The sequence below is a fragment of the Vibrio sp. 2-Bac 85 genome (assembly GCF_037546705.1).
Classification (GTDB): Bacteria; Pseudomonadota; Gammaproteobacteria; order Enterobacterales; family Psychromonadaceae; genus Psychromonas.
In genome coordinates, this window is record NZ_JALAAB010000001.1 from 25,491 (window position 1) to 46,178 (window position 20,688).

Annotated in this window: 19 protein-coding genes; 5 read left to right on the forward strand and 14 right to left on the reverse strand. The window is 37.9% G+C overall.

Going from position 1 to position 20,688, the window contains the following annotated elements; genetic code table 11:
• Positions 1–134: 134 nt before the first annotated feature.
• Both MT390_RS00140 and MT390_RS00145 read left to right on the forward strand, forming a co-directional pair.
• On the forward strand, positions 135–845 hold the full coding sequence (locus tag MT390_RS00140) for a response regulator transcription factor (RefSeq protein ID WP_499438901.1): 711 nt from the start codon (positions 135–137) through the stop codon (positions 843–845).
• Positions 845–2,098, forward strand: coding sequence for a sensor histidine kinase (locus MT390_RS00145; protein ID WP_499438902.1), 1,254 nt, complete (start codon positions 845–847; stop codon positions 2,096–2,098). Before MT390_RS00140 ends, MT390_RS00145 begins: the two co-directional genes overlap by 1 nt.
• Positions 2,099–2,247: 149 nt before the next feature.
• Here the strand turns inward: MT390_RS00145 and MT390_RS00150 are convergent, their stop codons facing one another.
• A complete protein-coding gene (locus MT390_RS00150) occupies positions 2,248–2,826 on the reverse strand; it encodes a nucleoside triphosphate pyrophosphohydrolase family protein (RefSeq protein ID WP_166368031.1) in 579 nt (192 codons plus the stop codon).
• Between the two features lie 198 nt (positions 2,827–3,024).
• Positions 3,025–4,413 (reverse strand): guanine deaminase, encoded by a 1,389-nt coding sequence (guaD, locus tag MT390_RS00155; protein WP_499438904.1) that lies wholly within the window; start codon positions 4,411–4,413, stop codon positions 3,025–3,027.
• A gap of 593 nt (positions 4,414–5,006) precedes the next feature.
• Between guaD and MT390_RS00160 the strand changes: the two genes are divergently transcribed.
• Entirely contained in the window at positions 5,007–6,467 is a 1,461-nt protein-coding gene (locus MT390_RS00160) for a hypothetical protein (RefSeq protein ID WP_299663109.1), read from the forward strand.
• A gap of 123 nt (positions 6,468–6,590) precedes the next feature.
• Here MT390_RS00160 and MT390_RS00165 read toward each other — a convergent pair whose 3' ends face one another.
• The 12 genes from MT390_RS00165 to leuA form a co-directional block, all read right to left on the reverse strand.
• Positions 6,591–7,481, reverse strand: coding sequence for a metal ABC transporter substrate-binding protein (locus tag MT390_RS00165; protein WP_499438906.1), 891 nt, complete (start codon positions 7,479–7,481; stop codon positions 6,591–6,593).
• A 2-nt stretch (positions 7,482–7,483) separates the two neighbouring features.
• A complete protein-coding gene (locus MT390_RS00170; RefSeq protein ID WP_166368037.1) occupies positions 7,484–8,359 on the reverse strand; it encodes a metal ABC transporter permease in 876 nt (291 codons plus the stop codon).
• Positions 8,359–9,090, reverse strand: coding sequence for a metal ABC transporter ATP-binding protein (locus MT390_RS00175; RefSeq protein WP_499438908.1), 732 nt, complete (start codon positions 9,088–9,090; stop codon positions 8,359–8,361). Before MT390_RS00175 ends, MT390_RS00170 begins: the two co-directional genes overlap by 1 nt.
• Positions 9,090–10,124: a metal ABC transporter solute-binding protein, Zn/Mn family gene (locus tag MT390_RS00180; RefSeq protein WP_499438909.1), complete on the reverse strand. Its 1,035-nt coding sequence runs from the start codon at positions 10,122–10,124 to the stop codon at positions 9,090–9,092. Before MT390_RS00180 ends, MT390_RS00175 begins: the two co-directional genes overlap by 1 nt.
• A gap of 51 nt (positions 10,125–10,175) precedes the next feature.
• A complete protein-coding gene (locus tag MT390_RS00185) occupies positions 10,176–10,724 on the reverse strand; it encodes a DUF6162 family protein (protein ID WP_166368041.1) in 549 nt (182 codons plus the stop codon).
• Positions 10,721–11,047 (reverse strand): hypothetical protein, encoded by a 327-nt coding sequence (locus MT390_RS00190; RefSeq protein WP_499438911.1) that lies wholly within the window; start codon positions 11,045–11,047, stop codon positions 10,721–10,723. Before MT390_RS00190 ends, MT390_RS00185 begins: the two co-directional genes overlap by 4 nt.
• 11 nt (positions 11,048–11,058) lie before the next feature.
• A complete protein-coding gene (locus tag MT390_RS00195) occupies positions 11,059–11,892 on the reverse strand; it encodes a DUF4198 domain-containing protein (RefSeq protein WP_499438913.1) in 834 nt (277 codons plus the stop codon).
• Between the two features lie 108 nt (positions 11,893–12,000).
• The gene (locus MT390_RS00200) at positions 12,001–12,516 is read right to left on the reverse strand and encodes a DUF2271 domain-containing protein (RefSeq protein ID WP_499438914.1); all 516 of its coding nucleotides are present in this window, start codon (positions 12,514–12,516) and stop codon (positions 12,001–12,003) included.
• Positions 12,517–12,599: 83 nt separating this feature from the next.
• Positions 12,600–13,235: a PepSY-associated TM helix domain-containing protein gene (locus tag MT390_RS00205; protein WP_299663095.1), complete on the reverse strand. Its 636-nt coding sequence runs from the start codon at positions 13,233–13,235 to the stop codon at positions 12,600–12,602.
• A 207-nt stretch (positions 13,236–13,442) separates the two neighbouring features.
• The gene (locus tag MT390_RS00210; protein WP_499438916.1) at positions 13,443–15,557 is read right to left on the reverse strand and encodes a TonB-dependent siderophore receptor; all 2,115 of its coding nucleotides are present in this window, start codon (positions 15,555–15,557) and stop codon (positions 13,443–13,445) included.
• A gap of 294 nt (positions 15,558–15,851) precedes the next feature.
• Entirely contained in the window at positions 15,852–16,541 is a 690-nt protein-coding gene (locus tag MT390_RS00215; protein ID WP_166368051.1) for a response regulator transcription factor, read from the reverse strand.
• A gap of 522 nt (positions 16,542–17,063) precedes the next feature.
• Positions 17,064–18,800: a 2-isopropylmalate synthase gene (leuA, locus tag MT390_RS00220; protein ID WP_499438918.1), complete on the reverse strand. Its 1,737-nt coding sequence runs from the start codon at positions 18,798–18,800 to the stop codon at positions 17,064–17,066.
• A 329-nt stretch (positions 18,801–19,129) separates the two neighbouring features.
• Here leuA and MT390_RS00225 point away from each other — a divergent pair, with 329 nt between their 5' ends.
• Positions 19,130–19,606, forward strand: coding sequence for an Lrp/AsnC family transcriptional regulator (locus tag MT390_RS00225; RefSeq protein ID WP_499438920.1), 477 nt, complete (start codon positions 19,130–19,132; stop codon positions 19,604–19,606).
• An 87-nt stretch (positions 19,607–19,693) separates the two neighbouring features.
• The gene (locus tag MT390_RS00230; protein WP_499438922.1) at positions 19,694–20,365 is read left to right on the forward strand and encodes an alpha/beta hydrolase; all 672 of its coding nucleotides are present in this window, start codon (positions 19,694–19,696) and stop codon (positions 20,363–20,365) included.
• The last annotated feature ends 323 nt before the right edge of the window (positions 20,366–20,688 follow it).

Below are 20,688 nucleotides of genomic sequence, written 5' to 3' on the forward strand. Positions count from 1 at the left end.
CACAACGTCACAACATCACAACGTCAATCATCATAAAAACTAATTGTTTGGTCTTAACCATCTATTAACCTTACAATTGTTATCGTATTTACCTCAAGTAAAGTTCTACCGATTACACAAATGAAGGAATAATCATGGATTCAGATAAGTTGCAATTATTATTAGTAGAAGATGATATTGACTTGGCAACCGCTGTGATTGATTACTTTGAATTAGAAAATATTCAATGTGACCATGCCACCAATGGCTTGTCAGGTTTTAATCTGATCACAACAAACAATTACGATGTCGTTATTTTAGACTTAAATATGCCTAAAATGAATGGTTTAGAAGTTTGTGAAAAACTCAGAACACAGGGCATTGATGTGCCTATATTAATGCTCACAGCAAAAGATACATTGGATGATAAATTGCAAGGTTTCTCCAAAGGAGCCGATGATTATTTGGTGAAACCTTTTGCGATGGAAGAGTTAATTGTAAGAGTACAGGTATTATCTCGTCGACGTAGTGGGCAAGTTAAAATGCTCAATGTTTGTGGTTTAGAATTAAATGCCAAACAACAAACCGCCTCACGTGACGGCATACCCTTAAAATTATCCCCTATCAGCTTTAAAATTTTAGAAACATTAATGCTTGCTAGTCCCAACCCAGTAAGTAGAGAAAAGTTAGTACAAAGTGTTTGGGGTGACCATCAGCCTGATAGTAATAGCTTAAAAGTGCATATGTATAATTTAAGAAAATCGGTGGATGGTAAAAGCGATAATGACAATACCAATACAAACAAAACAAAATTAATCCATACGCTTGTTGGCCATGGTTTTGTTTTAAAAAGTGAGCAGTCGTAATGAAAATAATCCCGAGCCTCAAGTTATATTTTTTCGCCATGATGCTAGTGGCCGGTGTTACGACAATTTCAATTATGTCTTTTGTTAGTTATAAATACTTTGTTTACGGTGTTAATATTGCGATGAGTGACTCGATGCGATCAATTGCTAATATTGAAAATGTTTCCGAAGGAAATCCAATCAGTATTAATGACTTTGTGGTCGCTAATAGATGGCAAGATTTGCCTAGTATTATTCAAGAAAAATTAGATCCGAACGATATAAAAGAAAATGAGCTATTGAAAGCGATGGATGGCATGCCTCCTTTTACGCCTCCTATAGCGGTTTACTTTGTTATAAAATTGAATGTTGATGGCCAAGTGCGTTTTATCTCAACAATTTTTACAACGAAGGATCAACCTAACACAGGGTTTGATGGCCCCCCTCCTTTCATAAACCTATTAATAATTGCATTGTCTGTCATGGCACTATTTACTTTAACGCCTTATCTGATTTTACATAAAGTAGCTAACCCAGTAGAAAAGCTAATGCTTTGGGCTAAGCAATTAAATAAAAAACAATTGTCTCTTCCTGCACCTGATTTTCATTATAGTGAACTGAATAGCTTAGCGAAGATTGTGCAATCGAGTTTACAATCAGTACAAACAAGTTTAAAACGAGAAAAACGCTTTTTAGGTTATGCTAGCCATGAATTACGCACGCCTATAGCCGTTACACGCACAAATGCTGAATTACTGCGAAAAATGATATCGAAAGGTATTAGTAGTGAAAAACAACTGCTTGTATTAGATCGTATTGAGCGAGCAAGTATTACCATGACAGATTTAACCGAAACACTATTGTGGTTAAACCGCCAACCCGATAAATCTATTCCAGTTAAATCAATTTCATTGGGTTTAATGACACAGCAATTATTAGAACAACTTACTTATTTATTGAATGGTAAAAATGTAGATGTCACGATTGAAACTGATATCAGTATCCATTCTTTACCTGAGGCGCTGTGTCAAATTGTGATCACTAATATCATTAGAAATGCTTTACAGCATACTCAAGAAGGCACTATAACGATCAAGCAATCTAAGAGCCACCTCGTGATCAATAATCAAAATATTCGTGATGATAAACATGAGGATGAGCTGGGTTTTGGCTTAGGGTTAGAGTTAACCGAGAAACTAGTTCAGCACTATGGCTGGCAATATGAAAATGTTGCAACCGCTAATGGGCGTCATGTAGAAATTAACTTTAGATGATCTAAAAAACCGCAGTGAGTAATTTACTAACTGCGGTTTAAAATTTATTCAGTGAATTTTTATTGAATTTCTAATTCACTGCTACTTATTCACAGTTAGTTATTAACAACTGCTTAGTCACAACGACTTAGCCAGCTACCACTTAGCTATTAACCATTAACTAGGGGAGCAAGATCCGCAGGGCGATAAAATACCGATTTAAGAACTTTACCTTGGCGAACTAATTTACCTTCTAATTGTACATCTTCAGCACACTTAGCAATGATAAATTCACCTTTCACACTATCCACTAACTTCACACCTTGCTCAGCATAAAAAGCTTCCGTTTCAAGATACTCTTGTTGGTTACGACACACTTTACTCATGTTGCTTGAATGCACTTCATTCCAACACGCCATAAAATCGATATTACGTTGCTTGGCTACATTTAAAAACAGATCAACTAAGTAGCTAATGGCGATATTATCTTCCACATTTTTATTGCCAAGGTGAACCACTCGCCCCATTAAAACATACACACTATCAACAATTGCATCGGCTTGTTCAACTTTGCATGGCGCTTCTGCCAACTCTGTTAATTCTTCAATAATCAATGAACTATGTAATGCATCTGCTTTTTCATCCAAGGTTTCTGGTGCAGCACAAGGCAGGTCAAAGGTTTCTCTAAACTGAGTAATATCAGTGTAAAGTTTGTCGTAAATTGCAGCGGTTAATTGAGTTAGTTTCATGGTATTTCCTGTTACAGACTAAATGAGAGCAATCAGACAAAAGGTGCTAAATTCACAAATATTAAATTAGCACCAACATTATATTTTTTGTCTTAATGGCCATCTAAATTGGCATAAAGTGTAAATTTTTTGCTCACCTATAGATAGGGATAAACAAAAAATAATTAAATCCCCTTATTATGCCAATTCAAAACGCCCTTATACAGCACTATAAACTAATTTCCCGGCAACATACGTTGCTTCAACATTACGCTCATCACCTAACATCATCAAAGCGAATAACTTATCCTGTAGGTTGTTAGAGTTCTTTAATCGTAACTTTTGTAAATCCGTCGCTGCCCAGTTTAATGCCACAAAATCTGCTTCTTTACCTGTCACAAAATTTCCTATTTTATGATCTAAACTGAGAGATCTTGCACTGCCTAAGGTTGCTAAATACAGGCCTTTAAAGACCGACAATTTTTTGCCTTGCAACTGCATAATTTTGTAAGCTTCACTAAGTGACTGCAACTGTGAAAAGCTAGTGCCTCCGCCTACATCTGTTGCTAAGCCAACACGAATATTATTTTTATCGGCTTTTTCTAGATCAAATAACCCACTGCCTAAAAATAAATTTGAAGTCGGACAGAATGCGATTACTGAATCCGTTTCAGCCATTGCTTGCCACTCGTTTTCAGTAAGGTGGATAGAATGTGCAAAGATAGATTTATTGCCAGTGAGTCCGTAATGCTGGTAAACATCAAAGTACCCTGCTCGCTCTGGGAAAAGTGATTTAACCCAATTAATTTCATCTATATTTTCTGATAAATGCGTTTGCACATAAACATCTGGGTATTCGGCTTTTAACTGTCCTGCAAACTGTAATTGTTCAGCGGTTGAAGTAGGCGCAAAACGCGGAGTAATCGCATATTGTAAACGCCCTTTATTATGCCACTTTTCAATTAATGCTTTAGATTGGTCATAGCTCGATTGTGCGGTATCCAATAAATAGTCTGGTGCATTGCGATCCATCATTACTTTGCCTGCTATCAATCGCATATCTATTTTTTGCGCTTCTTCAAACAAAGCATCAACTGATTCAGGGTGTACAGTGCCAAATACTAATGCGCTAGTTGTGCCATTTTTTAGAAGCTCATGAATAAAAAATTCAGATATTTTTTGCGCGTACTCTTTATCAGAAAATTGTTTTTCGGTAGGGAAAGTATAGGTTTCTAACCATTCTAATAATTGTGCACCGTAAGCGGCGATCATCTCAGTTTGTGGGTAATGGATATGTGTATCGATAAAACCAGGCATAATTAATTTGCCACGCTTATCTTCAACCGAATCGTATAAGTCTGCATTTTTTTGTTCGAAAGCTTGTAATGATTTTATTTTGCCATTTTCGATCACCATCAAACCATCTTCAATATATTGATAAGCTTCTTGTGCATTATCGAGCTGAGCAGGATCTTCAATAAAATGTAAAAAACTGGCACGAATCGCGTTAATCGCTGATTGTTCAGAGTTTGATGAAGGAGTTGGTGCTGTAGTATTTAAATTAGCACTTGGATTCGCACTTGGATTAGTATTTAGATTTTTTTGCATAGCATATTGCCCATAGTGATATTAGGTAAAATTCAGTTGAATTTAGTTAAATGAAAACTATGATTTTTGACTCGACAATACCGAGCCCTTGTTTCAAGCGTTTATTATTAACAACCGAAAATCACTAAAAGCTTACTTAATATAACCAAAATTCAGCCAAGCTTAAAGTATTAATTTACCTGCCCTCTGTAATGTGAATGAATAGACTTGTTCTCATTATCAATATCTATCGCTCTATTTTGCTTTATTTAATAACTAACTTAAATAAATGACTAACTTTACACCTCACTTATCTGCACGTTTTTTACTCAAATTGTGGTAGAATATGGCTGCATTAATGGCCTATAAGATAAATAAATGAACTAAACGGTCATAAAATTGGACTATTATCATTACAAATAACAGACCTCGCATTACCAATACCCATATAAAAATGAAGCATCATATTTTACCATTTGAAGCCTAGCTTTAGTGTTTTGTAATGCGCTTTAAAAACACAATTTGCTGGCTCAATTAAGGTAATAATTTTTAAATATTTACTCATTATAATTAATTATTATGGGATATACTTCCCAACAACTAAGGAGGAACCATTGCCCAACTTCACTTTAAAACAAGATGAGAAATTATCGATTAAACTAACCCATCATATGAAACAAGGGACGTTTAGACGTATTGACTTATATTTTTCACTTCCAAAAGAGATGGGCATCAATAAAGACACCTTAAGCGAAGTCGATTATTTTAATGCGGGCATTAACGGACGACGCGCTTACCACACCAATGGCTTGCATTTACCTCTATTACACCGTCGCTTTGCCAGTCGTATGAAACGCTCGACCGCTGAATATAAAAGTAATTTAAACCTTTTCGCATACCAATATATTTCAGCGTTAGATACCGATGCAAATGAAGTATTGGCGATTAACGATAGTGAAGGTTTAGCTGACTTTTATCATGCTGCTGTTGATTTAACAGAGCATTGTTTAGATATTTTAAAGAAGCACCGAAGCCATCAACCAACCAGTGCCAAACTCACTTCTATCTATGAAAACGTAGACAATTACCTATCTTGGCATACTGAACAAACCATCATGCGAATGTTGGTCAAAAAACCACGTAACAGCGAGTTTAGTGAAACACGTTTAGCGTTGTTGGCTATTTGCGATGAAGAAAATCAGTATCGCAAAAAAAAGGGCTATAACTCTGAAGCCACTTTAAAAGATCCAAACCGTATTGCTAATAAAATGCGCCTATTACGTCGCTTAATTGAATACGGGGTAATCTTTAAAAGTAGAACGTTAATATTAGGTAATCACACTCGAAAATTAGTAACGGGCGTTGCGACCGCGCTATTGATGAGTGTGGTGTTAGTGTTGATTATTAAAACGCAAGGTGCGTTTAGCCAGTTAACCACGTTAATGATATTTATATTGGCGATCATTTACGGTGTGCGTGAAGTATTTAAAGACGAGTTTAAAAATATGCTTTGGCGTTGGATACGGCGTGGTAAACCTAAATGGTCTCGCACATTATTCGATTCGACTAATCAACAGGAAATAGCCAGACAAAAAGTTTGGCTAGATTACAGCATCAGTAAGAAACTGCCACAACAGAGTAGGGACTTGTTAGCTGAGCGCCATAGTCAAAATAAACAGAGTGCGCAGCTTTTGCATTACCGTATTGAATCACGTATAAGCAGGCAAGGTTTTCAGGCTGGTTACGATACCATTGAAGAAAATATATTCTTTAGTCTACGCCCATTAACTCGCTTTGTGGAAGGTGGAACAGGCAAAGTATTTGAACGCTTAGAAAGCACCTCAAATAAAGAAAAGATCCAAACTACTTCTATTGAACGACGCTACCAAATTAACGTCATTGTAGCCTTAGACCAAGGCCAATATGATGCACAGTTTGAACGTTATAGAATTACCTTGAATCGTTCAGGGATTATTGAAATAGAGAAAGCCGGTGAAGCCAAAATTAAAGACCGAGCGGATAAAAAACTGCAGTCAAAACTGTACTCTTTATTGCATATTAAAAGACGTAAATGAACGTTTATTCAAAGTAATGACCGCAGCTAATATTAGCTGCAGTCATTAGCGCCTGGCAGATTCAACTTTCAATGCATAACGACAATATTGTAAAAACAGACTGCATTTAAAACACGAAAGCTTTTAAAACAACCAGCGCTGCAATGGTTTCTCTTCAGTGATCCCAGCCCTTCCCCAGCGGTCGATACTATCGACAACCAATATCTGATGAAAATCAGGTAACAATGCTTTTAGTTGAGCTGATACCTTACGCGTTGTGACTAACCACAACTCAGGCGATTCTGTTAATAACGTTGTTAAACTCGCTTTATCCTGTGCTGTCCATTCCAACTCATCTTTAAATAATCGATCCACTACAAACAACTGATTTGCCGAAGCAAAGTCTTCTAATTGATCCGAAAGTAATACAACGGAATCAATCTCTTTATCAAATAAAGTTTGCTGTTGTTGGTTAATCAGCGAGCGAATATCAATCAATAACTGTTGTTGATTTTTTTCAATTACAGGCGCTTTTTCTGGCCAAATTTTCTTTAAATCTTCACTCACAATACTTAGCATGGTGCTCAAATTGTTTGGATTTAACCACGCATAAATTGAACTCTCTCCGTTCGGTAATGTAACCGATGCGATGCCTCGGCTGCGAGGAGAGAGTGATTGTGAAGCATCTATCTCAATTAGTTTGATATTCCCCTGACGCGCATAAATGAACAAAGGATCCTGCTGCCATAGTGCGCTTAATGTAATAGCAACAGTGGCTTGCTCTCCTGCTTGATATGCTTTTTGCTCACCTTTATTTGCATACCAATTATTTAAACGATCAATACCGTAACGCTTAGGTGCTAAGTAGGTTGTGCTAATTGTTGTACCTTTCATTAACTGGGTCGCCAACATGTAAGTCACTGGTGTAGTGGTTACTATATCCTTGGCCATTAACTGACTAGGCAATAAGAACAATATAGATAATAAAATTCGGCTAAACAGAGGTGAATTTTTTAATTTATTTAAGAGATTCATTATTATTTCCTCGCCACAATTCGATAAACCGTTGCGATTAAAAAGAAGCTAGCTGCCACTAAAATAATTGACGCGCCAGAGGGAATAGGAAGCTTTAATTCCATTGGTAACAAAGTACCAATTAAACAGCTTAACGTAGCTAATAATGAAGACAACAGAACAAAACTGCCCATGCTTCTAGTCATTAAACGTGCCGTTGCACCGGGTATTAATAGCAACGCCCCCACTAACACTGCACCAACAATTTTCACCGCAGCAATAGTCACTAAGGTGATCATCATTACAAATAAGTAATCATAAAAGTGCGTGTTATAACCACGAACTTTAGCGATATCAGGACTAATTGAAGCTAATAAAATACGATTAAAAGTGAACATCAACCCAACAATAATAAGTAGGCAACTGACACCTAATACTAATAAATCAAAGTCAGTGATAGTTAATATTGAACCAAATAATACATTCTCTAACATGTGAATATTAATTTTACGTGCAACATACATTAATAATGCGGCACCACCGGCCAACGCAACAGCAAGGAACACCCCGACTAAAGTATCGTAAGGTACTGCTGTGCGGTTACGTACAAAATGTAATAACAATGCAAAGATCATGCAGAAACAGAACAAGCCAATGATTGGATTTTCAGGGGGTTCCCCTAATAATACGCCAATAGCAATACCCGTTAATGCGGCATGCCCTACCGCCTCTGAAAAGAATGCAAGACGTTTAGCAATCACTAATGTACCTAATCCACCCAACAGTGGTCCAACGAACAAGGCAGCCACTAAAGCATTGACCATAAAACCATAGGCAAAGCTTTCACTTAACCAGCCAGCTTCCGCGCCTTGGTTTGCTAATAAACGTAACCAATCCATTAAGCGACTTCCTCGTTTTGATGGTTTGAGTGGCTACGATAATGATTAAATAATCGTTCTATTTTATTTGCCTTTAACACGTCTTCTGCCAATCCACTTTCCAATAAAGTTCCATTCACTACATGCACCACGGCCTGTAAACGGCGTACTGCACTAATATCATGATGTACAACCAAAATGGTTTTGTTTTCTTTCACAAGGTCAGCAATCAATGACTCAAAATAACGTACACCTTGGTCATCCATACCATTGGTAGGCTCATCCAAAATCAATAAATCAGGATCATCTAACAAGGCTTGTGCAAATAAAACTCGTTGCTGCTCGCCCCCGGACAATTGCCCCATTCTAAACATGGCGCGATCTTCCATTCCCAAACGTGCCAACTGTTGCAGCGCTTTGACCTTGTGTTTTTTATTAAAGTTAAAAAATAAAGGGGAGCGACTTTGATTAAGTAAAATAAAGTCTAATACTGTTAACGGCAAGCTAGGCTCAAAGGTCGCTTTTTGTGGCACATACCCTATTTTACCTTTACCCTTAGGCCAATGGATATTCACCTCTCCTTTAAAAGGAGTTAATCCTAATATCGAACGTAATAGTGACGTTTTTCCTCCTCCATTAGGGCCCATGATGACATGGCATTCACCGGAACCTAATGTGGCTGAAATATCCTGTAACACAATGTTATTTTCATAGCGTAAACTAACATGACTTAATGAAATAGAGGGGCCCACTACACACCACCTTTTTGTGCTGCAGTAAACTTCATCGCTTCCACTAGCGTATTTAAATTTTGACGCATTTCCACTTCAACTTTGTCCGCTCGATAAGCTCCGTGGGTCATGTGTGAGAAACGGTATAACTTAATTCCTGTTTCTTTTTCGATGGTATCAACATAACGGTTTGGCATATTTAGCTCATAAAACAATACATCGATACCAGATTCTTTAATCTTTTCGATGGTTTCTTGCAGTTGGCTTGCACTTGGCTCAACACCGTGCGCAGGTTCGATAACAGCACTGACTTGTACACCAAACTCCTGCAGAATATAACCATAGGCATTATGTGTAGTCGCAACTTTCATACCTGCGGTATTAATATCGCTTAAGTTCATCATTGCTTTATGTTTCATCTTTCTAAATTTCAAAGCATAAGCTCGTGCGTTTGCACGGTATAACTTAGCGTTGTCAGGGTCTATTTTAGACATTTCATTGGCAATGCTATAAACCTTTTGAATGGTTGTTGCCACACCTACAAAGGTATGTGGATTAACAACTCCATTGCCGACAGATTGCCCCATGGCAGGTAACAGAGGTACATCTTTATTCGCTTTGATAATAATAAGATCATCGCGGTCAGCAGCTTTAATCACTTTTAATGCAAAATCATCGTGCCCAATAGCATTAACAACAATGACATCCATTAAATTTAAACGACGTAAATCATTGGCTTGAGGTTGGTAGTTGTGTGGGTTAAATCCTTCATCAACAAGGGGCAATACATTCACTTGGTCACCAACCACTGCTTTCACGTAGCTATAATAAGGTTGTAACGTAATGCCAACCGTTAGTTTTTTTTCTTGTCGATTCTGTTCGCTGCTTTGTTGTTTAAGTTGTTTAAGTTGTTTAAGTTGTTTAAGTTGTTTAAGTTGCTTAGGTTGAATCTTTTGCTCATTTTTTAGATCAACTTGTGCATAGCTTTGCAAACTCGTCAGCGTTAACAATAAAAGCAATGAGAAGCGTTTAAGCATAATTAATAATGTCGCCATGGAAATTTCCTAATGCTGATGTCCAGCGTCGTTTTACTGTTCAGTAATACTTTAATGTTCAGTATGTTGCTCTGTAAGTTGTGACTCACTAAACACCACTTGAGTCCAACCTGATGTAGCTAAAGCATTTAGATCAAAAGCGGTAGCTACACTTGCTTGCGGTTTTTCCTGCAACCAAATATCAACTTGATCACTACGGCTATTTAAAAGATAACGTATGCCACCTTTAGCTGGTGTACTTTGATATATTCCAGCAGCAACTAAAGACCAATCATGCTCACCTTGATGCGCCCAGCTTTTATCTTTTACAAAGGGAGCAATCCAATCTTGCTCCAACTGCGTTACCGCTAACCAATCTTGTTGCATCTGATAAAAATAACGGATCTCTTCATGGGCTAACCGCAGCTCAGCAATCATAGCTAAAGGAGGAGAAGGCAGATCAGTTATCAGCACTTGATGATCAGCTAAAGACTGATGTTGATGATGTGCACTGTTATAGGGTAATAACAATGCACCTATTAGCAAAATTAAAAGGCATAATGTCGCTATCCAGTAACCTTCATGCCCTTTATTCTCGCTGACAACTGCTTGTATGGTCATTTCTCAGTTATCTCGACACTATCCACTTCAACGGGATACTCGTGCCCAGAATCGAATACCAAATAGTATTCATCGGGCGCATCATTAAAAGTAGCAATAGAGCGTTTATCCGTCTTCACTTTAGCAATTAAGTTATCGTCGTAATCGTACATATTGACCTGATAATCGACCGCTTTACTGCCATCACTATAACCCGCTTCACATTCAATATTGTCGCCAACAATTGAACAATGCATTAGTGGATAATGCGCAAAAGCAATCTGACTAACAGAAAGAAGACCGATACCGATTAGGCTTTTTTTAAGCAGGGTAACTGCACTCACTCGGGCAACCACTACGGTAATATCGCTTCAAAAGTAAGGTGCACACTAGCATTCATTTTTTCTGCTAGTGGGTTATTCATAATCGCTGCACGATGCGACGCTTTTAAAATATAACGGCCAGCAATCTCTGGCGTAAACTCAATAAAACCTTGCTCATCACTAACAACGTCAATTTGGTCTTGCTGGTTACGGTATAAAGTACCATCACGTGTAATTTCTGCTTTTACACCCGATTGTGCTTTACCGTTAAAGAATAATTGAAAACGTACAGGCTCAGTCGCCACAATATCAGCCGGCTTAGTAGTAGGCTGAAGCTCTAAGTACTTACCTTCTAATGGGAAAGGCTTTTCACTTGGCTTGCCAACAGTAATGTAGGTTTCTGCTCGCGTGTAGTTTAATGTACTGCTTACATCACGCGCACCTTCTGGTAATAATGCAACTCGCTCAACCTTGTTCGCACGTAATCTTTTCTGAGTATCACGTTTACCAGCTTTATAGCTTGTTACGTAGCTTGGCGTACCATTAATTTGTACTCGGTGTGTCCCTTCTTCTGTAAAGTGGAAATCAAATACAGAGCGGCGTTTACCACGCAATACAAAGTCAGGACGTTCTTTACGGCCATCGGGCATAACCACTTGTGCTGTTTCACTGCCCGCAGGTTTATCCATCACAAAGGTGCCATGAGACGCTGTCACATCAAAAGTTAGCCAATCGCCACCTTCTTTAGAAATAGTAAAATGAGAGGGTAATACCCAACGTGGATGTGCACTAGCAACACTTGATAGTGTTAATCCGACTAACATTGACGCCATTACAACAACGGCATTGAATTTTTTATTTAGCATTGTTCTCTCTCTTAAGTAATTGTTGATTAGTGATTATTAATTAGTAACTATTAATAGGTGGCTATTAACGGGTGGCTGCGACTTAATAACTGGAAAATATAAAACCCATTAATTAAGCTGATAATGTAAAGCAATGTTGCCAGTCTCTTCAGTAGGTGCAATTTGCAAATCAAAGCTTTCTTCACCTAGGGTTATTTTTTGTCGAATGTAATTACGTCCACCGTGCTCACGTACAACTTCGACATAAAAAATGTAATCACCTTGTTCAACGCGGTTTCCTTGCTGATCTAAACCATCCCAGGTAAAGCGATGTTGTCCAACGGGTCTAGTAGCAGAAGTGACGGCATCAACAACCGAACGGTCATCACGCCCAACTTTACGCCACCAACTACGTAAGTCTTTTAACCATTCATCATCACCAACCCAAAGTTGTATAGTGCGTACAGGCTGTCGTTTTTTATCTTCAATCCACACTGCAACATAGGGCCGAGCATAGATACTTGCTTCCACTTGAGGTAATTCAAACTCAACGCCCATGCTAGCTGATGCTGGAATAGTTTTTGCCCAACTCGGTAAGGCAATCATTAAACCCAATAGCCAATAACTAAAATAAATTCCCTTCATTTTCTCACTCTCATTGTTTAAATTTTCTTAACGGTATTTTTTGTTGATATGTTGTTAATTTCAGAAATAACTCACAGGACTTTTTATGGTACAGCGAAGAGATAAATCAGTAGGCTGATAACGGAGCCAAATGCAGTCCATTTTAATCCCAAGCTAAAACTCTTTTTCTTCGGTACTAACAAGCACACTCCTGTTAACACAAAAAAAATCATTAATAGGGCACTAATATCAATAAACCATGCCCATACTTGGCCACTGTTCCTACCTTTATGGAGGTCATTTAAGACTGCAATCACGCCATAATGTGTTGTTTCTATTTCCGCTTCTTGCGTGACTAAATCAATAAAGACTGTGCTGTTAAAACCAGGGCCTTTGTAATCTAAAGAAACCTCACCTTCAACCAACTCTCCTTCTTCAACTTCGCTGAACAACTGCACAGATGAAGGCTTTCCGGTGACATTGGTTTTATCTGCTAAGTAAGCTAATAGCTTTGTTTTATCAACGACTAAATGATCGTCTGTTATTGCAAATAAAAAATCAGGTATGGCCAATGTTTGCTGATCGACTTTTGGTTGTTCACTCACATACAAATGAGGTCTATTTAAAGTGATACCTGTAACAGCAAAAAATAAAACAACTAATAATAAAGCCATTGAAACGTAGATATGTAAACGCCTTGCCCATAACTGCACTTTTTTATTTTTGAGCGAATTGACCATGAAAGTTGATGTCTTATTTTATTAGATTATAAAAACGCAAATGTAACTCATTATCATTTAAGAGATAAATAAATTTACATTCTTTACATTTTCTATGTAATGCAAATAAACAATAAGGTGAGATTGTAAATAAATGACAGGACGATTAGATTGTAAATAGGTGTATCAACTGTTTGAGCATCTACTCAAACAGTTGATGGGTTTTGATTAATAACGAACTTGTACTGTTGCCATAAAGTTACGTCCTTCGCCAACCACTACGTTTTGTGCACCGTTACTCGCGTAATCATCACTTGTTGAACCGCCACCAGCGTAGTAATCAGTATCAAATAAGTTCTCTACGTTTAAACGGAAAACCATGTCGAGGTTTTGGTCATATTGAAGTGTATGAGAAATACCTAAATCAATGCGTGTGTAAGCATCTTTTTTGTAGGTATTAGCAGCATCACTGTAACGAGACCCCACGTAGGTAGCACCTAAGTTAAGATCCGTATCACTGGTAACTTGATAACGAGACCAAACACTAGCGGAGAACTTAGGCACATCAGCAGGTCGATTACCCTGATAATTTGCATCAGTAGTGTATTCTGCATCAAGATAAGTACCCGTACCACTCAATGATAATGACTCTGTTAAGTTACCTTGGAATGCTAATTCAGCACCACGATGAACTCGTTCGCCTGCTTGCGTGACTTCGTATGATTCTGAAGTACCCACATTAATGGTTGAGTTTTCCTGCGTAATTTCAAAAATAGCGGCAGAAGCAAACAACCTATCGTCAAACAGTTCCCATTTCGTCCCTAATTCGTAAAGCTTACCTGTCACTGGATCAAGTGAAGCACCGTCGTTAGTCGCTTTACTATCTGAAACATCAGATAATGGCTCAAAACTTTCAGAATAAGTTAAGTAGATAGAACCATTACTTGCAGGGTGATAAATCAATGCTAGTTTAGGCACAATTGCATCTAATCTTTCATCAGATTCACCATCTTCACCCGGTGTAACTTTTAAGTCATAGCGAAGTCCACCTAAGACTTGCCACTGTTTATTTAAGGTAACCATATCTTGGACATAAAAACCATAAGCGTTATATTCACTGTCACTTGTTTTTACACTTGCAGAAGTGTTGATAGTTGCAGAGCCATTTGGTTCACCAACTGTTGTTGTAGTGCTGTTTAACGAATACTGTTCACGTTCATAGCTGTAGCCTAACCAGTTACTACCAATTAATAATTGGTGTTCAATACTGCCAGTGTTAAATTCACCGACTAAATCAGCACTTGCAGTTTGGAAGATCCAATGGTCACTGCGGTCACTACCGCCTTGTGAATAAGTTGTTCCATCAAACGTTGTTTCAACGGGGTAACTCTCTACATCATGACGCTTAAAATTTTGATAGTTATAACTAACATTTAACGACCAATTTTGGTTTAATTGTGCATCAACACCAAGGCCTACATTCTCAACTTCATTATCAATGTTTGACCATTGCGTATCCCAAATATACTTATCGCCTAATACTGATTTACCATCAACAACATAAGCACCAGAATCAACACTTCCGTCATCTGTTGTACGGTCATAATGTGCAGAAACAGTGACGGCATCATTGATATCATAATCAACAAATAATCCACCTACAAAACGTTCTGTAGAAGGTGTAGAACCATCACTATAGCTTCTCCATGAATCATAATTTTGTTGTGATAAAACTAAGCGACTGCGTAATGTTTTATCTTCATTTAATGCACCACTGACATCGAGCGTGCTTCGCGTTGCGCTGTTTGAACCAATATCTTGGCTAAATACAACTTGCGTTTCAGCGGTAGGTTTTTTAGAGACCATGTTAATAAGGCCGCCAGGTGCTGATTGTCCGTATAACAAACCAGCTGGCCCTTTTAATACTTCAACAGATTCTAATAATTCAACAGGTTGACGGTAATGAGACCAATGTTGTTTGCCATCACGTAAAAAACCACTGCTACTACCTAATTCAAAACCACGTAAAGAGAAGCGCTCACGGTTACGGCTATCACCGCCCGCTGAAACACTTGAGTCATTTTTTAAAACTTGTCCTAATGTTGTCGCACGCTGCTCATCAATTAATTGCTCATCGATCACCGTAACTTGCCCCGGTGTTTCAAGTTGCGTCATTTCCATACGCATAGAGCCTGTATTATTATCGGCTTTATAGTTTGCACGCTCAGCAGTGATAACCATTACATCTTCAGGATTTAGCTCTTTTTCAGCAGCGTTAACATAAACCATTGATGAGGCAATCGTCGCCCCTACGAATAATGCTAACTGACTTTTTTTAAACATGTTTCACTTCTCCAAAGTGTTAATTTTCATTTCCTCAATTAGGAAATAATCGCAATTCCATTTGAGTGATAAATCTCATGCACTGATGGAAACAACGCAAAACTTACATGATAATAATTATCAATAACATCAAAATTACATTATTTACATTTTCGAAAATAAAAACACAGATAATCTGGATTTACTATGCTGCTTTTGAGGGCAACAAAGTAAATCCAGTCATTCGCTAGAGTTGGTTAGCGTTTAAAAATAGAAGAGATGGCAGTAGAAGTATTAAATTGAAATATAAAAATGTTAAAAATAAAAAAATCCAAGAGAAAGTTGGCTGATTTTTTCACAAAAAGTATAACCTTTACCGTGCACGGTTTTGATATGTAATTTTGATAGCCCTGCACTCAACATTTTTCTACGTATGTTACTGATATGCACATCTAAATTTCTATCAAAAGCTGATATATCTTTTTTCAACACCTCTTTTTGTAAGGTTGCTTTAGAGATAACATTACCATCATTTTTACTTAGATATTGTACTAAGGAGACTTCAGTTTCGGTTAAAGGTAGGCGTGCGACTCTCAGTGAAAACTGTTTACTGCAATGATGAAATGTTAAACGTTGCCTATCTAAACTGACTCGGCGTAACAAAGCATCAATATGCACTAATAGTGTTTTAGCGGAAAAAGGCTTTGTCAGGTATTGATCTGCGCCTCCTTGTAAACCATCGAGTACAGCAGTTGGATCGGTTGATTCGCTCAACAATAAAATGGGGGTGGCAAAATTTTTACATATCGTCGTAATTAGTTTTAAGGTCTGCGCTGAGGACAAGTAGTTATCAACTAATACAAGATCAACATTTTGTTGCTGCAGAAAGTTTAAAATTGTTTCACCATCACTAAAACAAGTGACTTGGTGTTTTTTGCTGCTTAGCACTTCAGTGAGTGACACAGTACTTTGTGGATCATCACTTAATAACACTATATTTGACATAATGACCTTTAAAAATAAAAACGAACGATAATGATTCGCATTCTACTTTTTAAAGTTGAACTTATCAATGATACGGATACGTTTTTATCCTACTGATCTATTAACAATCGAAAAAACCTCTTCTCAGCAACATACTAGCAACGCGTAACTGACACTTTTATCTATTCTACTAGTGAGTCCATAGGGTTTCATGGCCATATTTTTATTGGCATATTTTTTAATAGCGTATTATTTGGTTAGGGTATTATTTGGTTAAGGTATTGTTCGAAGAGTTAGCTCAAAGTTGTTGAGCTGGTCATTTGTGACATAGCTTGATGAAGGTTGGCTTAACTTAATTGGAGGCTGGTGTAGCTGATGCTTAATTAATCGAGTATAGGCTATTAATAAAAATCTAACTTAATCGGTCTATCACTAATGTAATAAGTGCTAATGTCATAAAGGCTTCAATAATCATCAAATGATCGTTGAAGCCTTCGTTTTAATCGCTGCGTTATAACACTAGCGAATTATCATTTCTTTGCTCTAAGCAGATAACGAGACAATCGATTCTATCTCTACACCACTTCGACCTAATGCATTTAATACCGCTTGCATTGATGCAGTCACAATATCTTCGCAATGTGATGCAGCACAGTAACGCTGGCCTTTAATGCTAATTTGTACGTAAGCCATTGCCTCAGCTTGTTCATTTTCAGCGCCTAATTTACTTGGCATAGCATGCTCATTATAATCAAGTAATACAATGTCATGGCCAATCTTGGCGCTTAGTCCTTTAACAAAGGCATCTAACACACCTTTACCTTCGCCTTTAATACCAACAACTTGCTCTGCGATTTCTAATTCAACCTGTAAAGTATCTACATTACCCTCACGGTTTAATTGATAATCGGCCATTTTAGCTGCTTGTTGTGGATTTAAATAAGTACTAGAAAAAATATCTTTAATCGCTTTAGGACCTACTTCTGCTTCGCTTTTTTCTGCAAACTCTTGAATATATGGGCTAAAGTCAACTTGCATCCAACGTGGCATTTGAATGCCGTAATCTTGCTCAAGTACATAAGCAACACCGCCTTTGCCCGATTGGCTATTAATACGGATGACTTGTTGATAAGAACGACCTAAATCTCGAGGATCAATAGGCAAATAAGCCACCTGCCAATGTGCATCAGGATCTTGCTCTCGCTGCTCAGCATCAATACTCATACATTTATTTATCGCATCTTGATGGCTACCTGAAAAGGCTGCAAACACAAGCTCACCAGCATAAGCATGACGAGGATGAACCGCTAATTGCGTACAACGCTCAACGGTTGAAATAATGCGATCCATATCTGAAAAGTTTAATTCAGGGTCAATGCCTTGGCTGTAAATATTCATCGCCATGGTGACAATATCCATATTACCAGTACGCTCACCATTACCTAATAAAGTCCCTTCAATACGATCTGCACCTGCTAGCACACCTAACTCAGCGGCAGCAACACCACAGCCACGGTCATTATGTGTATGTAGGCTGATCCTTACTGCTTCTCGATGACTAATATTATCGTTAATCCACTCAATTTGGTCGGCATAAACATTAGGTGTTGATACTTCTACTGTCGCAGGTAAGTTGATGATCACTTTGTTATCAACAGTCGGTTGCCACACATTTATCACCGCATCACAGACTTCTAATGCATAGTCCATTTCTGTACCGGTAAAGCTTTCAGGAGAATACTGGAAAGACCAATAGGTATCAGGCTGTTGTAACGCCATCTCTTTTACCCATTTCGCACCTTGCACTGCAATACTCTTAATCTCTTCACGCGACTTTTTAAAAACTTGTTCACGTTGCACCGTAGAGGTTGAATTATACAAATGTACAATCGCTTTTTTAGCGCCTTTTAAGGCTTCAAAACTACGTGCAATTAAAGGCTCTCTAGCCTGTGTTAATACTTGAATCGTTACGTCATCTGGAATTAAATCTTGCTCAATCAATTGACGAACAAAATCAAAGTCAGGGGCTGAAGCGGCTGGAAAACCCACTTCAATCTCTTTAAAACCAACATCAACTAATAGCTTAAACAACTCTAATTTCTGGCTTGGACTCATTGGCTCGATCAGCGCTTGATTACCATCTCTTAAATCAACACTACACCACTCTGGTGCCTGGGTAATTGTACGATTTGGCCAACGTCTATCGGTTTTTTGAATAGGCGTAAAAGCACGATACTTTTTATGATTGAAGCTAGATGGCTGATTGCTATTCATTGACATAAGAGATTCCCTAAAACTATTCTTCGATTAACGGTTTGTTGCTATCTTATTCTGTCCTACTTAGTCTTTGGTCTGCATAGTAGTTGGTTACGACTCTTTTATTTTATCTCTGGTTAAGATAAAACAAAAGAATCAGCGAGTTGGCTCAGCATGGTAAGGTTATTGCCACCCGTTTCCGGTTAGAAACTTCGCTCGCTATCCATAGTGAAACTATAAACAATTTTATGGAGTGAATGATTGCAAACTCACTTATTTAATGGCAAATTATCGCAACAAAAACCTATTTAAACCAACAATAGTAGTGATTAAAACTAAACAGAGGTTAAAGCATGCACTCAGTGATCAAATTAGACCGAACTGACAAACAAATATTGCGCTTAATGCAAAGTAATGCACGGATCAGTAATTTAGAGTTAGCTGACAGTGTTGGCTTATCCCCTACCCCCTGTTCTCGACGTGTAAAACGCCTAGAAGAATCAGGCATTATTGATAAACACGTTACTTTATTAAAACCAGCAGCCTTGGGTTTAAACCTAACCGCAATGATCGGCATTAGTATGGATAGGCATACCCCAGAACGATTTGAAAACTTTGAAAGAGAAGTCACATCATTACCAGAAGTTTTAGAATGCCTAATTGTCACAGGGCAATCAGCAGACTTTTTATTAAAAGTAGTAGTACGAGATATGCAGCATTACGAGAAGTTTCTATTGGGGCACATTACCAAGCTTGAAGGCGTAACCGGAGTGCATTCAAGTTTTGTATTACGTGAAGTTGTTAAAAAAACCGCATTACCGCTTGATTAATAAAAACAATAACTGGTAAAAATTTATACATAGTGCAGATTAAAGTACACACAGAAACAATCAAAGTAAGCGAAAAAGGACACACAAATGTCAGTAACACAATTAGATAGGATCACCATCGAACCTTCATCAAAAGCCACCCGCTGTGTAATTTGGTTACATGGATTAGGCGATTCTGGCGCTGGTTTTTCACCGATTGTTCCGGTCTTGCGATTACCACAGGATCATCAAATTCGCTTTGTTTTTCCACATGCTCCAGAGCAAGCGGTGACCATTAATCAAGGCGCAGTGATGCGTTCATGGTATGACATTAAAAGCATGGAGTTACATAACCGAGCAAATTTAGCCGATGTACTTGATTCAGAAAAGATCATTCAAGGGTTAATACAAGAGCAACTTGATAGCGGAATTGCCAGTGACAAAATAGTATTGGCAGGTTTTAGCCAAGGTGGAGTGATGAGTTTATTTACTGGATTAAGATATACGCAAAAACTAGCGGGTATTTTAGCGATGTCATGCTACTTACCTAATGGTGATAAATTACCTGCATCTTTAACCGTTGAAAATCAGCAAACACCGATTTTACATCAACACGGTGAGCAAGATGATGTGGTGCCTTTTAGCGCAGGTAAAATGGCTAATCAATTATTAGTTAATGCCGGATATCAAGTACAGTGGTATTCATATCCGATGCCACATACGGTAGTTGCTGAGCAATTGAGAGATATTTCAGCATGGCTACAAAAGGTACTGAAGTAAGGTTTACTTTGGAGTGTTTTTATTTCTTTACTCTATTTCTATTTAGTAGCGCTGTGGTTTTGGTGGTGCGGTATAATTTTGGTGTAATGGCATAGCTAATAGCAATCAATTAGCATGATTTCTCGTTCCCATGGTCTCCGTGGGAATCCTGCTTGAGCTTTTTTTTCGTCCTCTCGGCGACTTTATTTCTCTTGCTCAGAAGAGGACCTATCCCTACAGAAATCAGATGAGCTGGCACCAGATTGTTTTTTGATCCGAACAATGTACAGCTTTTTAACACATCGACGATTCCTGCCCATTACTTCCAAATTCTTAAAATAGAT